Raw genomic sequence first — 17,198 nt, forward strand, 5'->3', positions numbered from 1 at the left:
GTTATTTATATGGAGTTTGGATTTAGTCGAGTTGGTGAAATTAGGAATTTGTTTTCCCGTTATTAGCCAATTGCTCTTGGGCAATTTGAATGGCCCTTTTAACCATGTTTCCAGCATCATTAGCTTTAATGGCACTCCATCCTTCTTTTTGGACAGTTGAATAAAACCCTAAATCTTTTGCTAACTCCTCTTTGAAGGAATGGGACATTAGTCCTTTCCGTCTACTCATAAAGACATCTCCTTTTGGCTGTATCATTTTTATGACAGCACCTAGAGTGTTATCTTTGTTAGTATTTTAAAAAGCAGTTCACTTTATGTATTATCAACTCAAAAAGAAGAAAAATAAAAAGCAGCAAACCAATGTCTACTGCCCACCTATCGCCAAACTTCCTGTTGTCTCATCAAAAAATGTAAGTTGAACGGTTTCTGTTAATACGTCTGCATAGCTATAAGAGACTCTCTCGAATGAATTTTCATCCTGATCAAGTTCTATCACAAATACTGAGGGATATGTTTCAGCAAGCACTCCTGAGCGCTCAATCGTCTTTCTCCGACCACCATTTGCTTTTAATGTTAATCGTTTGCCAAGATTAAAATCTAAATTCTTTTTAATGTCCAGCAACGTTTTACCCATTCGCTCCACCTCACTATACATATTATAACACCACACCATAACGAAGTCAAATAAAATTTAAATTATATCAGTGAAACAAATTGATTGTCAACGATTTTTTTCCTACAAAGTTTTCACTGTACTCAACATATTATCTTCATTATTTTAGAATTTATGTAAAAAAGTTTTATTTTTTTTCGTATTTATATAAAATGTTCTTGAATTATAGAATGGACAAGTTTTTGACTAATCAAAAGTTCGGGAAAACCAAATGTGTGATGGCGAAATTTGTTTGTTTTTATTTTAATTTCGGTGACCGTATCCTAGTTAACCTATAACGCTATTTTCGTGGAGCAAGTACTTCATAGACCGTACTCTTTTAACCCTCTCCTAGGGAGACTCCGTCTTGCCCTTGGAAAACGGATCTGAGAAATTGGAACTTCCCACCCTTAGTTATGCTCAGGCTATAATCTAAAAAAATAGCCAACCCAAATAAAAGACTTGGGTTAGCTTCATGAATATTCACTAGGATTACGATATGGCATGCCAGTTCTTAAGAGACCTCTTGTTTCCACTCCACCTAGTCCCTTATCACCTGTTAGCGTGTTTCTTAGAACGTCCCATACATTTACCCTCTCAACAAATGGGGTAAAACTAATTTTAGCAACAATATAAACTGGATCTAACGCATGAATATTTACTCTTGAGGGTGAACTAGCAAAGTTTGCTCCAGCACGGATAAGTGACTCAAAATGGGATTGGCATGCACCAGCAAAAATAACTAGCTGATCAAGATGAGGAACTTTCTTTCGGGCTTGTCGAACAGTCTGGGCAAAGTGCAATGAATGACGATACGCTTTTAACTCAGACAGTTTTCCCTTAGACTTTGAATATGCATCATGTCCGGTTATAACTAATATATCAGGGCGATAACGATCAATTAGCTCGCCAACCTTTTCGGGCATTTCTTTTTCATTACAATGTACTCCATAGACAGGGACCCCAATTTTTTCATAAAGTGAAAGGCACTTTTTTAGATAAACTGGGTCTCCATCAATATGAAGGACTCGCCCTGGCATTTGAAAGAAATCTTGCTCATTTTTATATCCACCTGTAGCATTGTATTCATTTTTTTGCCGAATCAGATGATAATCTTGTCGAAAAAGTCGAAAGGAATTCTCCATTATCTCATCTTCCTTACGCTTTCTCTCAACCTTCTCATTCTCATCTATCTTCATCAAATCTTGATAAGGAGCATCTGCTATTAGTCTTACATCTTCACCATAAAGAATAACCATTTGCTGATTTCCTTGTATGACTTTTATATCAATCACTCGGAATAATAAATCCCCTTTATATGACTTTCGGGCAACAATATCTCCCACTTTTATATCCATAATCCTCACTCCATCTAGTGATCATCGTTTCCTTCTCCATAGCCTATGCAATATGAATCAGAGTGGTGAAGAAAGAAAAGCAGAAGCTACAGGCCTATGCAAATTATTACTCACATCATAGAGTATGAAATATGAGTATTTGCACCTTGGAGTATGAAAAATAGTGTAGTGTATTCACCTGGTATGGAATGAGCGGAGAGCCACTTGACTCCTGCGGGATTTAGCAGCCTCGTGAGACCCCGCAGGAGCCCGCCCCTGGCGACGAGGAGGCTCATGAGACCACCCCAGTGGACGCAGCTCATGGAACTACACTATCAAAAAAATATGTACTAATTAAAAGCAAATAAAAACGACCAAATCTTTTTCGATTTGGTCTAATAAAAATTTTTTGTGTGGTTTGCTTCTTTTTTACGATTTAAGATTAAACCTATCTAACAACTCATCACTTAGCCTTCCAAATTCTGCTATAGACAATGTTTCCCCTCTTCTTTGGGGATCAATATTTGCTTCACTTAGGCATTTTTCAATGATTTCTTTCTTTGATTTACCATCTTGAAGGCTACTCGTCAGGTTATTTAATATTGTTTTTCTTCGTTGAGAAAATGAAGCCCGTACAATTTCAAAGAAAAATTCCTCATTCTTTACCTCAACTGCTGGCTTGTCTCTTTTTAATAGACGAATCACCGCGGAATCAACATTAGGTTGTGGAACAAAGACGGTTTTAGGAACAATCATTACCACCTCTGCCTCCGTATAGTACTGAACAGCGATAGATAGTGATCCATATTCCTTTGTACCTGGTTTAGCTGATATTCGCTCTGCCACCTCTTTTTGAAGCATGACAACCATTCCCCTAATAGGTAATTGCTCTTCAAGTAATTTCATGATAATAGGGGTTGTTACATAATAAGGAAGATTCGCAACGACCATTAAATCTTCTACGTTATCCATCTTTTTATCCAATACTTCTCTTACATCCGCTTTAAGGATATCACTGTGGATAATTTCGACATGCGGATATGGTGACATGGTATCTGATAAAATTGGTAATAGACGTTGATCAATTTCAAAAGCAACTACTTTTTTTGCTCTTTTTGCTAATTGTTCCGTTAATGCACCAATCCCAGGACCTATTTCAATCGCTCCGGAGTTTTCTCCGATTTCTGCATGATCAACGATTCGATTTAGGATATTAGTATCAATTAAAAAATTCTGCCCTAAACTTTTCTTAAAGGAGAAGCCGTACTTTTCTAAAATTGCCTTTGTTCTTAGCGGTGTAGCAATATCTTTATTCACTTCTGTAAATCCCCCTGTAACACATCTTTTAACGCCTCTGAAAAGGTTTCTTGTGTTATTTTAAACATCCGTAACCTTCTGTGTAGTTGTTTCCCATTAGTATACCCAATTTTTAAGATTGTTCCGAGTTTTTCTCTTCTTTCTTTCGACCCGGCACCACCTATTAAGCCTGCATCGACTAAGTCTTGAAATTCGATTTCAATGGAGGGCTCCTCCATTTCCTCTTGCACGGAACTTAATGCCTCTCTTATCGCTTTAACAGAAGCATGCTCAACACCTAGTCCCTTACCTTTCTTAGCAATTGCCTCATCCTTTGGTAAAAAGGCGTGTTTACAGCCCGGAACTGCCTCAGATACAATATTTCGTATTCGTTCCCCAGGATAATCAGGGTCTGTAAAGATAATAACACCTCTTACCCTCTGTGCTAATTTAATTTTCTCAATAGTAGTCTCATTTACCGCTGAACCATTTGTCTCAATGGTATCAGCTCTCACTGCCCTTTTAATGGCTGTTGTATCATCTTTACCTTCAACAACTATGATTTCTTTAATTATCATTTTTTTCCTCCAAAAAGTGAAACCTTTTAAGAGTTCCATCGTCTATTATAGTAATTAGAAAATTTCTTTTAGTTTATATGTAATTCTATAAAAAAATTTATTTCTTATGTATGCCCGCGCTTGCCTTATGCCTGTCGCCGATGAACGAGCGCCTTCCGCTTTTCAGTATACAGCAAAAAAGCAGGAGATAAAAATCCCCTGCTAAAAAACACAAACTAGTTAAGAATTTTGATTTTTACTTTTTTAGAACCCCATCGATATGCCTGTGACTTTTCTGGGAAGAAGACATCAATCTTATTTCCTCTTATGCTTGAACCTGTATCACCTGCAATGGCATATCCGTATCCTTCTACATACACCTTTGTTCCTAATGGGATTACACTTGGATCAACGGCAATGACTTTCATATTAGGATTTGCCTTTAAGTTAATTCCTGTGCTAGTAATACCGGAACATCCGCTACAATACGCTGTATATGCTGTGGAAGATACATAAAATTCTTTTGCGACTGAATCATTACCACGTGATACTTGCTTTTGTTGAACGACCTTTGTTCCAACAGCAACTATTCTATTAATGCTTTCACTTACTGTTTTTGTTTCGAGTAATTCTCGAGAAACCTCTTTACCATTTTCCAAGATTACCTCGTAATGTTTGGCAATTTTACCTTCTTTACCAGCATTTACGATTTTCTCTCTTCCTTTTTCGAGGGTATCATCTTTTTTGGTAACTACAGCATATGAAACCGGTTCTTCCACTACATCGGTGACTTTTTCTACACGGATGACGTTCACTATACTATCTTTTACAATCTCTTGATCCACTTCTGGTTCTACACGATCCAATTTTCCAAGTGTGATGTTTTGATTTTTCAAAAAGTCAGCGACAGTAGTCGAAGTTGACCAAACTTGTTGTTTCTTACCGCCAACATTCAATGTTAATTCGAATGCTTTTTCGATATTGATTTCAAGTCCCGTTGCAATCTCTGTTTCAAGATTAGGTGTAACAACATCATGTTCATTTATATCAATCTCTTTAAATTCAAGTAAATCGTTTACCGTATCTAGCGTTGTCCATATCTTCTCTTGTTCATCACCAATAGCAATATGTACTGGAACAGCAGCTTCCCATACAATGTTCATATTGTTTTCGATTTTGGCATCTAGAGAATGGGATAGATGATCCTCCTCTCGCAACTCAATTTCAAAATCCGCTAAGACTTCATCCACTGTGTTTGCGTGCGTCCTTATGACCTGTTCTTCGCCATCTAACGATAATGTTACTGTTTCTTTGGTAACCTCATATGCGCCGTAAGCTGTACCAGCAGCGGTTAAGGTTAGTAAACTACTAACTGAGACTATGAATCTCTTTTTGTTCATTGACTCGGATAACAGCTTTTTCATGTTTTTTAACACGATGAAAAACGCCTCCTTCTCCTCGGAGAGATTATATAAACATTCTCTGTTGCTGTCAACCCCTCCTTCTAAAACTTGGACCGTACTCAATATTATGCAAAGGTTTATCCAAAAAGAAAAGGAGAACTTGTCGACAAAGAAATATATGTATACGATAAGGATTGTAGAACTTTTTTCTCTCTCTCTCTTTTAGGACAAGTTTCCCTAACATTTACCAAAGAAAAAAATCAGTTTATGTCGAAAATCTTCAATGCATTGTCGGACGTTTTCTGAGCAATTTCATCAAATGTGACCTCTTTTAATTCAGCCAATTGTTCTGCAATGTATTTAACATATGACGGTTCATTACGTTTCCCTCGAAACGGATGTGGAGTTAAATAAGGACAATCTGTTTCAATCAATAGTCGATCTAAAGGAATTTGTTTAGCAACCTCTTTTGGTTGTTTTGCATTTTTAAATGTAACAGGACCTCCAAAAGAAATATAAAAATTCATATCCATACACTGTTTTGCCACTTCGAAACTACCTGTAAAACAATGCATGATCCCCCCAACTTCTGCCGCATTCTCTTCTTTAAGAATTTCTACGATATCAGCAGTTGCATCACGATTATGTATGACAATTGGGAGCTTCACTTTTTTCGCAAGGGCAATTTGTTTTCTAAAAACCTCTTTTTGAATGTCTTTTGGGGATTTATCCCAGTAATAATCCAGACCCATCTCACCAATTGCGACGACTTTTGGGTGTGCTGTTAGTTCTTCAATCCAATGCAAATCTTCTTCTGTCATATCAATTGCATCAACCGGATGCCAACCAATGGTAGCATAGATAAATTCATACTGATCTGCCAGTTCAATTGCTCTCTTGATTGTAGGTCGATCAAACCCGACAACCACCATTTTTTCTACTCCTTCAAGTCTCGCTCTATCTATGACCTCTTCAACATCTTCTTCGTATTGAAGTGCGTTTAAATGGGCATGTGTATCTATTAGCATATTTACCACCTTTAATCTTTTTTTCAAACAGAAAGACGAAAACAGAAGGGACAGATTCCTCTGCCCCGCTATCTATTCATTACTACTCATTATTTAACTTTAGATCCATTTGGAAGGGTTTGATCAACAGTTGCAAGTGATAACATCCCTTCCTCACTACCTGCTAAAATCATGCCTTGAGAAAGCTCTCCTCTTAACTTAACCGGTTTTAAATTTGTCACACAAATAACTTTTTTACCAATAAGATCTTCCGGTTTATAAAATTTCGCAATTCCTGATACCACCTGACGTTTTTCATAACCAAGATCCAATTGAATTTTGAGAAGCTTATCTGCCTTCTTTACAGGCTCTGCATGAATAACCTCTGCTACACGCAAATCAACCTTCATAAAATCATCGATTAAGATTTCATCAGTAACAGGAACCTCTTTTTTCTCCTCTTTAACAGGCGCTGACCCTTGCATTTGAGTTTTAATAAAATCCACTTCTACCTCCATCTCTAAACGCGGGAAAATAGGATTTCCTTTGGAAACAGTGATACCCTCAGTTTTCAATCCAAACTCCTTTAAACTATCCCATGTCCGGTAACTCTCATCAACTAGTCCCAGCTGATTAAAAATTTGTGATGGGGTTGTTGTTAAGAATGGTTGTAACATCACAGCTGCAAATCTTAATGACTCTGCTAAATGAGACATGACTGATGCTAGTGCAGCTTTTTGATTCTCATCCTTAGCTAATACCCAAGGCTGTGTTTCATCAATATATTTATTCGTGCGACTAATTAATTGCCATAATGAAGCTAATGCGACGGAAAACTCTAGGTTCTCCATAGAATCTTCATATTTCTTTAAGCTTTCCTGAACAGCATTTGTGAGCGGTTGATCGAAATCAGTCACAGGACCTTGATATGCAGGTATCTTCCCATCAAAGTATTTATCAACCATGGCAATTGTACGGTTTAAAAGGTTTCCTAAATCATTTGCAAGATCAAAATTGATACGTTCAACAAAGCTTTCAGGTGTAAATACACCATCTGAACCAAATGGTACTTCCCTTAGTAAATAGTAACGTAGAGCGTCTAGTCCAAAACGGTCAATAAGTGTCACAGGATCGACAACATTTCCTTTTGACTTTGACATTTTCCCATCTTTCATCAATAACCAACCATGTGCAAACACTTTTTTAGGTAGTGGAAGATCTAGTGCCATTAACATAATTGGCCAATAAATTGTATGGAATCGAACGATTTCTTTCCCAACTAAATGAACATTTGCTGGCCAATATTTTAGATATGCCGAATCATCCTCTGTTCCGTATCCTAACGCCGTAATATAGTTTGATAATGCATCAATCCAAACATAAATCACATGCTTTGGATTTCCTGGTACTTTTACTCCCCAGTCAAAGGTAGTTCTAGAAACAGCTAAATCTTCAAGACCTGGCTTGATGAAATTATTAATCATTTCATTTTTCCTAGACTCTGGTTGAATAAAGCCAGGGTTTTCTTCATAATATTGTAACAATCTGTCCACATATTTACCCATTTTAAAGAAATAAGATTCTTCCTTTACTAGTTCAACAGGATGGCCACTATCAGGGCTTTTTCCTCCAACCACTTTTCCATCTTCCATGATTGGATCTACAAGTTGATGTTCTGTATAAAACGTCTCATCTGGAACAGAGTACCAACCTTCATACTCATCTAAGTAAATATCACCTTGATCTAGTAGTTGTTTAAAGATCTTTTCAACAACATCTTTATGTCGGTTTTCAGTTGTTCTAATAAAATCATCATAAGAGATGTCCATTTTTGACCATAAGTCTTGAATACCAGAAACAATTTCATCTACATATGCCTGAGGAGTAATTCCTTTTTCTTCTGCTTTTCGTTGAATCTTCTGTCCATGTTCATCTGTTCCCGTGAGATATCTTACATCATATCCTCGCAAACGCTTATAACGAGCAAGAGCATCCCCTGCAACGGTTGTATAGGCATGACCGATATGTAATTTACCACTTGGATAATAGATTGGTGTTGTAATATAAAACGTTTTTTCTGCCATTAATAAATCCTCCTAATTACCTATCCAATAAAATCTATATTATATGTATCTTAGTTTATTTTAAATTAAATTCTTCACAAATTCATCTATTCCTCTTCTAACATCAAAATATACATAAAAAAAGGTACTTATGCAATCAACCCCCTTTAAAAGAGCTTATAATCCCGAATAATTTATATTATGTTTAAATAACAGTTTTTTACTAATAAGTGTTTATCCGCCTATATCTGGTGATAAATGTAAAATGAGTGTAGCAATGTTTTTGTCGAACACCCTGAATATTTTGTCGAAAAATAAAAATATAAAGAACCCACTTACATACCCAATAATATAATACTAATATAATATAATTGTTCTAATATAATTTAAAAACAGTTGATTTAATCACGTTCCCAGAAAATCTATTATACATTTTTTTAAAGTATTGCAAACATTTGTAATTAATTATTGACGGTAATTGGAAACACTGGTATTATAAAAACATAAGATTTTTGTCGAATAATGACGAAATTAAAAATAGATTGTAATTTTTTTACACATAGATGTGAGAGGGGAAATTTCCATGAAATCTACAGGTATTGTTCGTAAAGTTGATGAATTAGGACGTGTTGTAATACCAATTGAATTACGTCGTACATTAGGTATTGCTGAGAAAGATGCATTAGAGATTTACGTTGATGACGAAAAAATTGTACTAAAAAAATATAAGCCTAATATGACTTGTCATATTACAGGCGAAGTTTCTGATAACAATATCGCTTTGGCCGGGGGAAAAATCGTGCTTAGCCGCGAAGGTGCAGAACAAATGCTGCAAGAATTACAAAACAATCTTGAAACTTCTAAATAAGTATAAAAAGCTGTTCGAATCTCGAACAGCTTTTTATTTGTTGATGGCTATTTGCGTAAGCTTTTTTGCTTATGAGGTTTTTGAAAAAGTAATAAGACCAAGTGGTGTGGCATCTTTTCCTACCCACCATTATTACATTTAATACTTTTAATGCCTTGTTAACTCTTTAAATTGGACAACAATTCTGTCAGAAAAGATCCTCTATTGATGATATTCATTGTATACTTCCCTTTTAGGAAGTTGTCTAACCTTAGAGACCTCTTTAATCGCGTCCTTTGATGACATTCCTTCATTTATGTAGTGTTCGATATGTTGCATAATAGTTAAATCAATCCACCACTCATCTTCTAACGTCTCCTCATCAAATGACCCTTCAACAATTAAGCAAAACTCTCCTCTTATTTGATCTTCTTTAGACCAGTCAATAACAGATTCTAAATCACCTCTAATAAACTCTTCAAATTTCTTAGTTAGTTCTCTTGAAACTGATATTTTCCGATTACCAAGTACATCTTTTATAATTTGAAGAGTTTCCTTTAACCGGTGTGGAGCTTCATAAAATATCAATGTAGAATCTAGGTGTTTCAATTTTTCCAACTGATTTTTCTTTTCTTTTTTTTGGCGATCTAAAAAGCCAAAAAAGTAGAATGGCTGTGTTGGTAAACCTGAGGCAATCATCGCCGTTAATGCAGCATTAGCTCCTGGTAATGGCACCACATGAAGTTGTTTTTCTACTGCTTGGACTACAAGTTCATATCCAGGATCAGAGATCGTCGGTAGACCTGCATCACTAACAAGTCCGATATTTTTCCCTTCGACTAATAGATCAATTATTTTATCACCACTTGATTCTTTATTATGGTCATGATAGCTGATAATAGGTGTTGTAATTTCAAAATAATTGCAGAGCTTTTTCGTATGACGAGTATCTTCAGCAGCAATAACATCTACATCTTTTAATAGATTAATGGCTCGAAATGTCATGTCTTCTAAATTTCCTATGGGAGTTGGTATTAGATATAGCGTACCCGTTTCTTTAGTCCCCTGAAAGCTCTTTTGTTGCCACATAGTTTCTCTCCACCTTTCACTATCCTTATTTTCCTCCATAAAGAATTTCATTTAACTCGTTTGTATATTCATTTTGTTGGTTATATACAATGAGTGGAGGCAATATTTTCAAGTCTGGATTTCCATCTTTTATTCCTTCAATTAATAAGGTATTAGCTTCCTTCCCTTGCTTCGGATATACAAACTGTAGTCTCTTGGGCTCTATTCGATATTGTCGCATAAGGGTTAGTATATCTAATAGTCTTCCTGGGCGATGAACCAAGGCTACCTTACCACCTTGTTTTACAAGCTGGCTACTTACTCTGATTACATCTTCTAGGGTACAAAAAATTTCATGTCTAGCGATGGCAAAATGTTCATTTTTATTGATTTCTTCCTTACCAGGTGTTTGGAAATATGGTGGGTTACATGTGACGATATCAAATTTGCCATGCCCATAAATGCTAGGCATGTCCTTTATATCGCCATGAACAATCTTAATTTGTTCGTCTAATTGGTTATACTCAATACTTCTTTTTGCCATTCCATATATCTTTTCTTGTATTTCTATCCCGGTGATCTCAGACCGGGTTCTCAACGATAATAGCAAGGGAATAACGCCGTTTCCTGTACATAAATCGATGATCTTTCCCTTTTGAATTGGAACGTAAGCAAACTTAGCCAAGAGGACTGTATCCAATGAAAAAGCAAAAACAGATGGACTTTGTATAATCTTTAGATCTTCTGCTAATAAATAGTCCAATCGTTCATTTTCAAATAAATCAACCATTATAAAGTCGTTCCTTTCTTTACGTCATTCTTTATTATCATTCACTTTATCATAAAAAAAAGTCCCCCAAAAAGGAAGACTGATTTACTTCTTATTTAAGAAGGATAAACAAAATAAACAATCACCATCTTTTCGAACGCTACCATAATGAACATTGCAAATATGGAAACCTTCTTGATAAAGTCGTGCTAAATTATCATAGCCTTCACCAATATCCATTTGCTGTTTTTGTGTTGTTTCTTTATTACCCTTACCAGCTTTTTGTTTTTTCTTCGTGACTATAGGTTGTTCTAGTCGTCGACGTAGATGATCATTTTCAATTTGTAGATTGTGATTTTCTTCAAGTAATTCTCCTAGGTGCTGTTTCAAATCTCCTAATTGCTTGTATAAATGACCAATTTGTTCTTCCATACTACTTACAGATTCAAATATGTCCTTTTTGTCCACGATATCCACCTCGTTAATCTGTGGCTTGTATCGAAACAGCTCCTTCTTTGAGTAGTTCATCCCATGTGTACTCGATAACACGATCACGGTCTACTAACTCAACTTGAAGTACTCTCTCTAGAATATTTAAGCCTACGACCTTCCCTAGTCCAGTTGGTGTTTGAATCATCTCACCTAAATCAGGTAACTGTTCCTTCGCAGTTTCATATTCATCATTTTCATACTTCAGACAGCACATTAAACGACCACAAAGACCAGATATTTTTGTAGGATTTAACGATAAACTTTGATCCTTCGCCATTTTAATGGACACAGGCTCAAAATCTCCTAAGAATGTTGAACAGCACAGCATTCTACCACAAGGCCCAATTCCACCAAGCATTTTTGCTTCATCTCTGACACCTATTTGTCTTAATTCAATACGCGTGCGGAATATCCCTGCTAAATCTTTTACAAGTTCTCTAAAATCTACTCTTCCATCTGCAGTAAAGTAAAAGATTACCTTATTACGATCAAAGGTATATTCTACATCAACAAGCTTCATATCCAAATTATGTTCAATTACTTTTTGGAAACAAACCTCATATGCTTCTTTCGCCGCTTGCTTATTTTCGTTGACAATTAATTTGTCCTTTTGTTCCGCAATTCTAACCACTTTTTTTAGTGGTAAGACAATATCATTCTCATCAACTTCTTTTTTATTTATAACAACTTTACCATATTCAATACCTCGGACGGTTTCTACAATAACAAATTCTCCATCTGGAATGGTAAAGCCATTAGGATCGAAGTAATAGATCTTTCCTGCCTTTTTAAAACGTACACCAACTACATCATACAAATCGTAACCCCTCCTGCAATTTGAATACCAGTTGTTCCATTAATAAATGTGGATTCATGTTGGTGTTTAGACGTTGTTTCGCCTCGAGAATGACAGCTACTTGTTCATTAACGCGCCTAGAAGAGGATTGGAGTGCGTGCTGTTTGAGTAAATCTTTCTTATCTATATTTACTACATTAACTTCCTCACCAATTTGTATCTGCATTAAATCTCTATATAAAAGCAATAATAAACTTAACCCTAAGTCTACTTGTGCCTTTTCTTTAAAATGTGTTAACCACTTATCCTGGATCAGAAAGAGCGCATCCATAGGTCGAGTTTGTAACACCTCATATAATTGTAACACTATCGCCCTTGACTGTCCAAACCATTCATCCTGACAAAGGTTATAAGCACCATCTACATCATTCGTAATATTTGAAACGATGGCTGCAAATGTAGGTGTGACTTCTCTTTCTATCAGACGGCTTCTTAAAATTTTGGCCGACAATGGCTTGAATGAAAGAATCTGACATCTTGAAAGGATTGTATCTAACATACGATGAATTTGCTCTGTTAAAAGGATAGCCACCGTTTGACTACTGGGTTCCTCCAAAAACTTAAGCAAGCTATTCGCAGCATTAGCAGTCATTCGATCTGCATGTTCAATAATATACAGCTTCTTATTTGATTCAACGCCCGTTTTAGAGAATTCCTCTTGTAGTGATTGAATTTGTCCCTTTTTGATCGAAAGTCCGTCCGGTTCGATCATGTGTAGATCTGGATGGTTTCCAGAATCTATTCTCTTACAATTACTACACTGATTGCAAGGCTTCACTCCATCTGCATGGTTTTTACAAAAATATGCTTTAGCAAACAATACACTAATATCTTTTTTTCCGGTACCTTTATTTCCTTCAAATATATAGGCATGGGCAACACGGTCTTTTTTAAAACTATTCTCAATCATTTTTAGAGCGATCGGTTGCTGTTCATAAAGCTGTTCCCATGTTTTAGCCATGAAATATCACACTTCCATCTTACTTATATAGGTCAATTAGCAAACCCTTAATCTCACCAATCTTATTTAAGATATCAATAGATTCTTTCTCCCTGTTAATAATATCCTTTGATAATTCGTATAATTCTTTATCTATGTTTTCGACTAAATTCAACGTTCGTGCATTTCCTTCATAGCTCCAGTGATTTGTTTGCTTTAAATTCAGACCAAAATCAACTACTTCCTGAACAAAACCCTTTACAAGCTTTTTAAATGAAGCTAAATCCTTAAAGGTACGAGATTTAGATAACCTTTGACCAGCATTTTCAATTTGCGTCATTAGCTTATTTAATTCACTTACATGAAGCTTTTGTTCATTTTTTGAAAATTGTAAACCAAAAGATGATGAATCCTGTGACTTACTTAAAGTAGTAGCTTTGTCATTATTTAGTGACATTCTCATGTCCTGATTAATTTTCATAACAGAGTTTCCTCAAGACCTTTTTAGAATTGATGAAACTGTTCGATTGGTAGTACGAAGACTGTTGCTCCACCAACCTCAACTTCAACCGGATATGGAACATATGAATCTGCATTTCCACCCATTGGTGAAACAGGTGCGACTAATTGGTCACGATGCTTACAATTGTCTTTAATAATTTGTAATGCTTTATCAACCCTAATATCCTCAACACCCATAATAAATGTCGTATTTCCTGAACGCAAGAAACCGCCTGTGCTTGCTAACTTTGTAGCACGAAAATTATAATCCACCAATGCTTGTGATAGTCGATTACTGTCTTTATCTTGAACCACCGCGACAATAAGTTTCATCTTATTGACCTCCTTCTATTTTAACACTTATTTGTGTTCACTTCATTTTATGAGTAGCTGAAAGAACCTTTTTTGAGCACTTTTTTATTGTTAATTAATCCATATAATAGGCAAAACCATACTCTTCCGAATAAAAGAGTAGGAAACTCGGAAGAATTATTTCAGGAGCTGTCTTTTTTGACAACAACCCTAAAAAAAGCAAGTCCTTTTTCTTTTTGTTACTATTATAACAAGAAATATGTCTACTAAAAGAAAAACCATAAAAAAACCCTCTAATTTCGTTGACCGAAATAAGGAAAGGTACATAATGTACTCATCCTTTAGTTTTCTTTTTAGATTAAAACGTATATTATTTAACCTATAACCTTCTTACTTCTATACATAACATAAAAACCCCTTCATTTCTGAAGAGGCATCATCATTTTTAGGGAGTTTTTCCAATTTCGATCCAAAAAACCGGTAATAAAACCACTTCAATGATACATTGATATGCTGAAGATGAAAATAAGTACCTTGTACAACTATCATTGATCTGCACTACATGGTTCAAATCGCCTTTATCTATCCTAAAAATCATTTGGCCTAGCTAGTTCCATCTCCATTCGCTGCGATCACTCGCGGGATACCGTGGGCGTCTAGGAGCCGCATCGTTGATTTTGACTCCTCAAGCTCTCCTAAAAGCCACTATATCCAACAGGAGTCGATTGGCTATTCGCCCGCAAGATTAAACTAAGTTAGTGCTTTTCCCTTTAGTGCAAATACTTTATTTCAAGTTCTATTATATGACTAATTATTTTAGTCTATCTTTTATGACTGCTTTAATATCTGAAACTACGCGCTCGACTTCTTGGTTTGCATTAATCCTTACAATTCTCTCAGGAAATCTTTTGATAACCTCTTCATAACCTTCATAGACTTTTTGATGAAAATGAATCTCTTCTAGATCTAACCTATTTACTTCTCTTTCCTTATTTTTACTTATACGAGTTAAGCCGACTTCAGGGTCAAGATCCAAGTAAAAAGTGATATTAGGCATAAAGTCTCCGATTGCAAATTGATTAATTGAAAGGACCTCATCAATGCCAAGCCCCCTAGCATATCCTTGATAAGCCAAACTACTATCAATAAACCGGTCACATAACACAATCTTACCTTCATGAAGTGACGGAATAATTTTTTCCACCAAATGTTGTCTTCTAGCAGCCGCATATAACAAGGCCTCAGTCCGACCATCCATTTCTGTGTTTTTTGTATCTAATATAACGGAGCGTATTTGTTCTGCAATTTCAATTCCACCAGGCTCTCTTGTAACAATAACCTCTTGGCCATTATCCTCGAAATACTCCTTTATAAAATTTATAACCGTAGACTTTCCTGAACCCTCAACGCCTTCAAGATTAATTAAGTAACTCATATAAAGACTCCCATCTAACAATGTTCTATTTAAATACTAATATTTTATCTTCTTTGAATTGATGACCTTGAAATCGAGTCCCTGCTTGAATATAATATTTCAACAGCTCTACTTGTCTCTTTGTAATCCGCTCTCCTGTCATAACTAGTGGTATTCCAGGCGGATATGGAATCACCATTTCAGCTGATATCTCACCTATCGCAGCTTCAAACAACACAGCTTTTTTATTGTACCTTTTTATTTCCTGATAGGACAAGGCTAACCCACTAATTTTCTCATCTTCTAGCAAGACAGTAAATGAACTTGATTTTATATTTGGTATGGTCTTAAATAGCGTTCCTATAAGGATACCTAGTCTTCTCATTTCACGTATATTTGACGATAGTGGTAAAACAAGTAAAACATTATGAGGGTCAGCCATTTCTGCAAAAACTCCATTTTCCTCAAGCAAAGATTGTAGTTCGAAACCATTTAATTCAGTATTAGACTGAATAGTTACCTTTAAGGGATCTGTTGAAATTTGTTTAACACCCGACTCTACTACGTTTATTTGCGAAATGCCAGATAACTCTTCCTTGAAAGCTTGTACTCCTTCAAGAATATCTTTTGTACCACCTTGCACCTTCATTTTAGACAAATAAAACCGTGCTACATCTAATGATGCCATAATGGGGTATGATGGACTGCTTGACTGTAATACCTGGAGATAATAAGCAATACGACTTACATCAACTAACTTACTATTAACATGTAAAAATGAACCCATTGTCATCGCAGGAAGTGTCTTATGTGCTGAATGAACCACAACATCTGCATTTGCCTGAACTGCTGAACGAGGGAAGTCCTCCAATATAAAATGTGCACCATGAGCTTCATCAACTAAAACAGGTATATTTTTTACATGTGCTTCAATTACGATTTCACTTATATCAACACTCATGCCATAATAATTAGGGTTTGTAAGAATTACCGCTTTAGCATTTGGAAAGCGTTCTAGAGCCAATTTAACGGTATCTAATAACAGACAAGAAGCAACCTTCACCTGATGATCATATTCTGGAGCTAAAAAAACCGGTTTGACCCCAACCAATTGTAAAGCATTGATAATTGATTTGTGTGAGTTTCTCTGTACAAGCACCACGTCATTCTCACTACAAACTGCAAGAATCATTGCTAAGTTGCCAACCGTTGATCCGTTTACAAGAAAAAAGCTTCTTTCAACTTCATATAAATCAGCCGTTAACTTCTCGGCCTCAGAAATAATACCTTCTGTATGATGCAAATTGTCTAGACCAGTTAACTCTGTTACATCTATTTTTAACATATTCTCAAATGTAGTTTTAGCTTCTTTCGGAAACAATTGCCCATACTTATGTCCAGGGACATGAAAAGATATTGGGTTATTTTCCTTATGTTTAATTAATCCTGTGTATAATGGAATTTGATTCTGATTCATAGGAACTCCTTAATATTCTTTATATCTCTTATCATAATACATTTTCATCTAAAATCTCCAACACTCACGAAATACACCAGGCCTTGGTCATCCACGAAAGCGTATCGGCCTTGACAAAAGATGTAAAATCATAGTTCAAAGCTGTTTGCTTATAACGTTATAAGACACTAAGTTTATATTAACAAAAAAAAGGCCCTTTACTGGACC

At 35.7% G+C, this 17,198-nt stretch carries 19 protein-coding genes; 1 reads left to right on the forward strand and 18 read right to left on the reverse strand.

Annotated features, from left to right (window positions below):
- Positions 1–40 precede the first annotated feature (40 nt).
- From BK579_RS01545 to metG, 8 genes are all read right to left on the reverse strand, one after another.
- A complete protein-coding gene (locus BK579_RS01545; protein ID WP_078543209.1) occupies positions 41–229 on the reverse strand; it encodes an alpha/beta-type small acid-soluble spore protein in 189 nt (62 codons plus the stop codon).
- Positions 230–364: 135 nt separating this feature from the next.
- Positions 365–634, reverse strand: a complete 270-nt coding sequence (gene veg, locus BK579_RS01550) for a biofilm formation stimulator Veg (RefSeq protein ID WP_078543210.1) — start codon at positions 632–634, stop codon at positions 365–367.
- A gap of 491 nt (positions 635–1,125) precedes the next feature.
- Positions 1,126–2,010, reverse strand: coding sequence for a sporulation peptidase YabG (gene yabG / locus BK579_RS01555; RefSeq protein ID WP_078543211.1), 885 nt, complete (start codon positions 2,008–2,010; stop codon positions 1,126–1,128).
- A gap of 408 nt (positions 2,011–2,418) precedes the next feature.
- Complete coding sequence (gene rsmA / locus BK579_RS01560) at positions 2,419–3,306, reverse strand: 16S rRNA (adenine(1518)-N(6)/adenine(1519)-N(6))-dimethyltransferase RsmA (RefSeq protein ID WP_078543212.1); 888 nt, start codon at positions 3,304–3,306, stop codon at positions 2,419–2,421.
- Complete coding sequence (gene rnmV, locus BK579_RS01565; protein WP_078543213.1) at positions 3,303–3,863, reverse strand: ribonuclease M5; 561 nt, start codon at positions 3,861–3,863, stop codon at positions 3,303–3,305. The genes rsmA and rnmV overlap by 4 nt, the downstream gene beginning before the upstream one ends.
- Positions 3,864–4,078: 215 nt before the next feature.
- Positions 4,079–5,278, reverse strand: a complete 1,200-nt coding sequence (locus BK579_RS01570; RefSeq protein WP_235848308.1) for a G5 and 3D domain-containing protein — start codon at positions 5,276–5,278, stop codon at positions 4,079–4,081.
- Between the two features lie 227 nt (positions 5,279–5,505).
- On the reverse strand, positions 5,506–6,273 hold the full coding sequence (locus BK579_RS01575) for a TatD family hydrolase (protein WP_078543214.1): 768 nt from the start codon (positions 6,271–6,273) through the stop codon (positions 5,506–5,508).
- 89 nt (positions 6,274–6,362) lie between these two features.
- Entirely contained in the window at positions 6,363–8,336 is a 1,974-nt protein-coding gene (gene metG / locus BK579_RS01580) for a methionine--tRNA ligase (protein WP_078543215.1), read from the reverse strand.
- 562 nt (positions 8,337–8,898) lie between these two features.
- Here metG and BK579_RS01585 point away from each other — a divergent pair.
- On the forward strand, positions 8,899–9,183 hold the full coding sequence (locus BK579_RS01585; protein WP_078543216.1) for an AbrB/MazE/SpoVT family DNA-binding domain-containing protein: 285 nt from the start codon (positions 8,899–8,901) through the stop codon (positions 9,181–9,183).
- A gap of 201 nt (positions 9,184–9,384) precedes the next feature.
- Here the strand turns inward: BK579_RS01585 and rsmI are convergent, their stop codons facing one another.
- From rsmI to BK579_RS01630, 10 genes are all read right to left on the reverse strand, one after another.
- Positions 9,385–10,251 (reverse strand): 16S rRNA (cytidine(1402)-2'-O)-methyltransferase, encoded by an 867-nt coding sequence (rsmI, locus tag BK579_RS01590; RefSeq protein ID WP_078543217.1) that lies wholly within the window; start codon positions 10,249–10,251, stop codon positions 9,385–9,387.
- A gap of 25 nt (positions 10,252–10,276) precedes the next feature.
- Positions 10,277–11,020: a tRNA1(Val) (adenine(37)-N6)-methyltransferase gene (locus BK579_RS01595; protein WP_078543218.1), complete on the reverse strand. Its 744-nt coding sequence runs from the start codon at positions 11,018–11,020 to the stop codon at positions 10,277–10,279.
- An 84-nt stretch (positions 11,021–11,104) separates the two neighbouring features.
- Entirely contained in the window at positions 11,105–11,467 is a 363-nt protein-coding gene (gene yabA, locus BK579_RS01600) for a DNA replication initiation control protein YabA (RefSeq protein ID WP_078543219.1), read from the reverse strand.
- Positions 11,468–11,480: 13 nt separating this feature from the next.
- Positions 11,481–12,308 (reverse strand): competence/sporulation regulator complex protein RicT, encoded by an 828-nt coding sequence (locus BK579_RS01605; protein WP_078543220.1) that lies wholly within the window; start codon positions 12,306–12,308, stop codon positions 11,481–11,483.
- Entirely contained in the window at positions 12,301–13,308 is a 1,008-nt protein-coding gene (gene holB / locus BK579_RS01610; protein WP_078543221.1) for a DNA polymerase III subunit delta', read from the reverse strand. Before holB ends, BK579_RS01605 begins: the two co-directional genes overlap by 8 nt.
- A 19-nt stretch (positions 13,309–13,327) precedes the next feature.
- Entirely contained in the window at positions 13,328–13,768 is a 441-nt protein-coding gene (locus BK579_RS01615; protein WP_078543222.1) for a YaaR family protein, read from the reverse strand.
- Positions 13,769–13,791: 23 nt separating this feature from the next.
- The gene (locus BK579_RS01620) at positions 13,792–14,121 is read right to left on the reverse strand and encodes a cyclic-di-AMP receptor (protein ID WP_078543223.1); all 330 of its coding nucleotides are present in this window, start codon (positions 14,119–14,121) and stop codon (positions 13,792–13,794) included.
- Between the two features lie 375 nt (positions 14,122–14,496).
- Entirely contained in the window at positions 14,497–14,649 is a 153-nt protein-coding gene (locus tag BK579_RS25985) for a hypothetical protein (RefSeq protein ID WP_204524655.1), read from the reverse strand.
- Between the two features lie 262 nt (positions 14,650–14,911).
- Positions 14,912–15,535, reverse strand: a complete 624-nt coding sequence (gene tmk, locus BK579_RS01625) for a dTMP kinase (RefSeq protein ID WP_078543224.1) — start codon at positions 15,533–15,535, stop codon at positions 14,912–14,914.
- Positions 15,536–15,560: 25 nt separating this feature from the next.
- The gene (locus tag BK579_RS01630) at positions 15,561–16,991 is read right to left on the reverse strand and encodes an aminotransferase class I/II-fold pyridoxal phosphate-dependent enzyme (protein WP_078543225.1); all 1,431 of its coding nucleotides are present in this window, start codon (positions 16,989–16,991) and stop codon (positions 15,561–15,563) included.
- Positions 16,992–17,198: the final 207 nt, after the last annotated feature.

Origin of the sequence: Litchfieldia alkalitelluris, from assembly GCF_002019645.1 — a bacterium.
In the GTDB taxonomy this organism is placed as follows: domain Bacteria; phylum Bacillota; class Bacilli; order Bacillales; family Bacillaceae_L; genus Litchfieldia; species Litchfieldia alkalitelluris.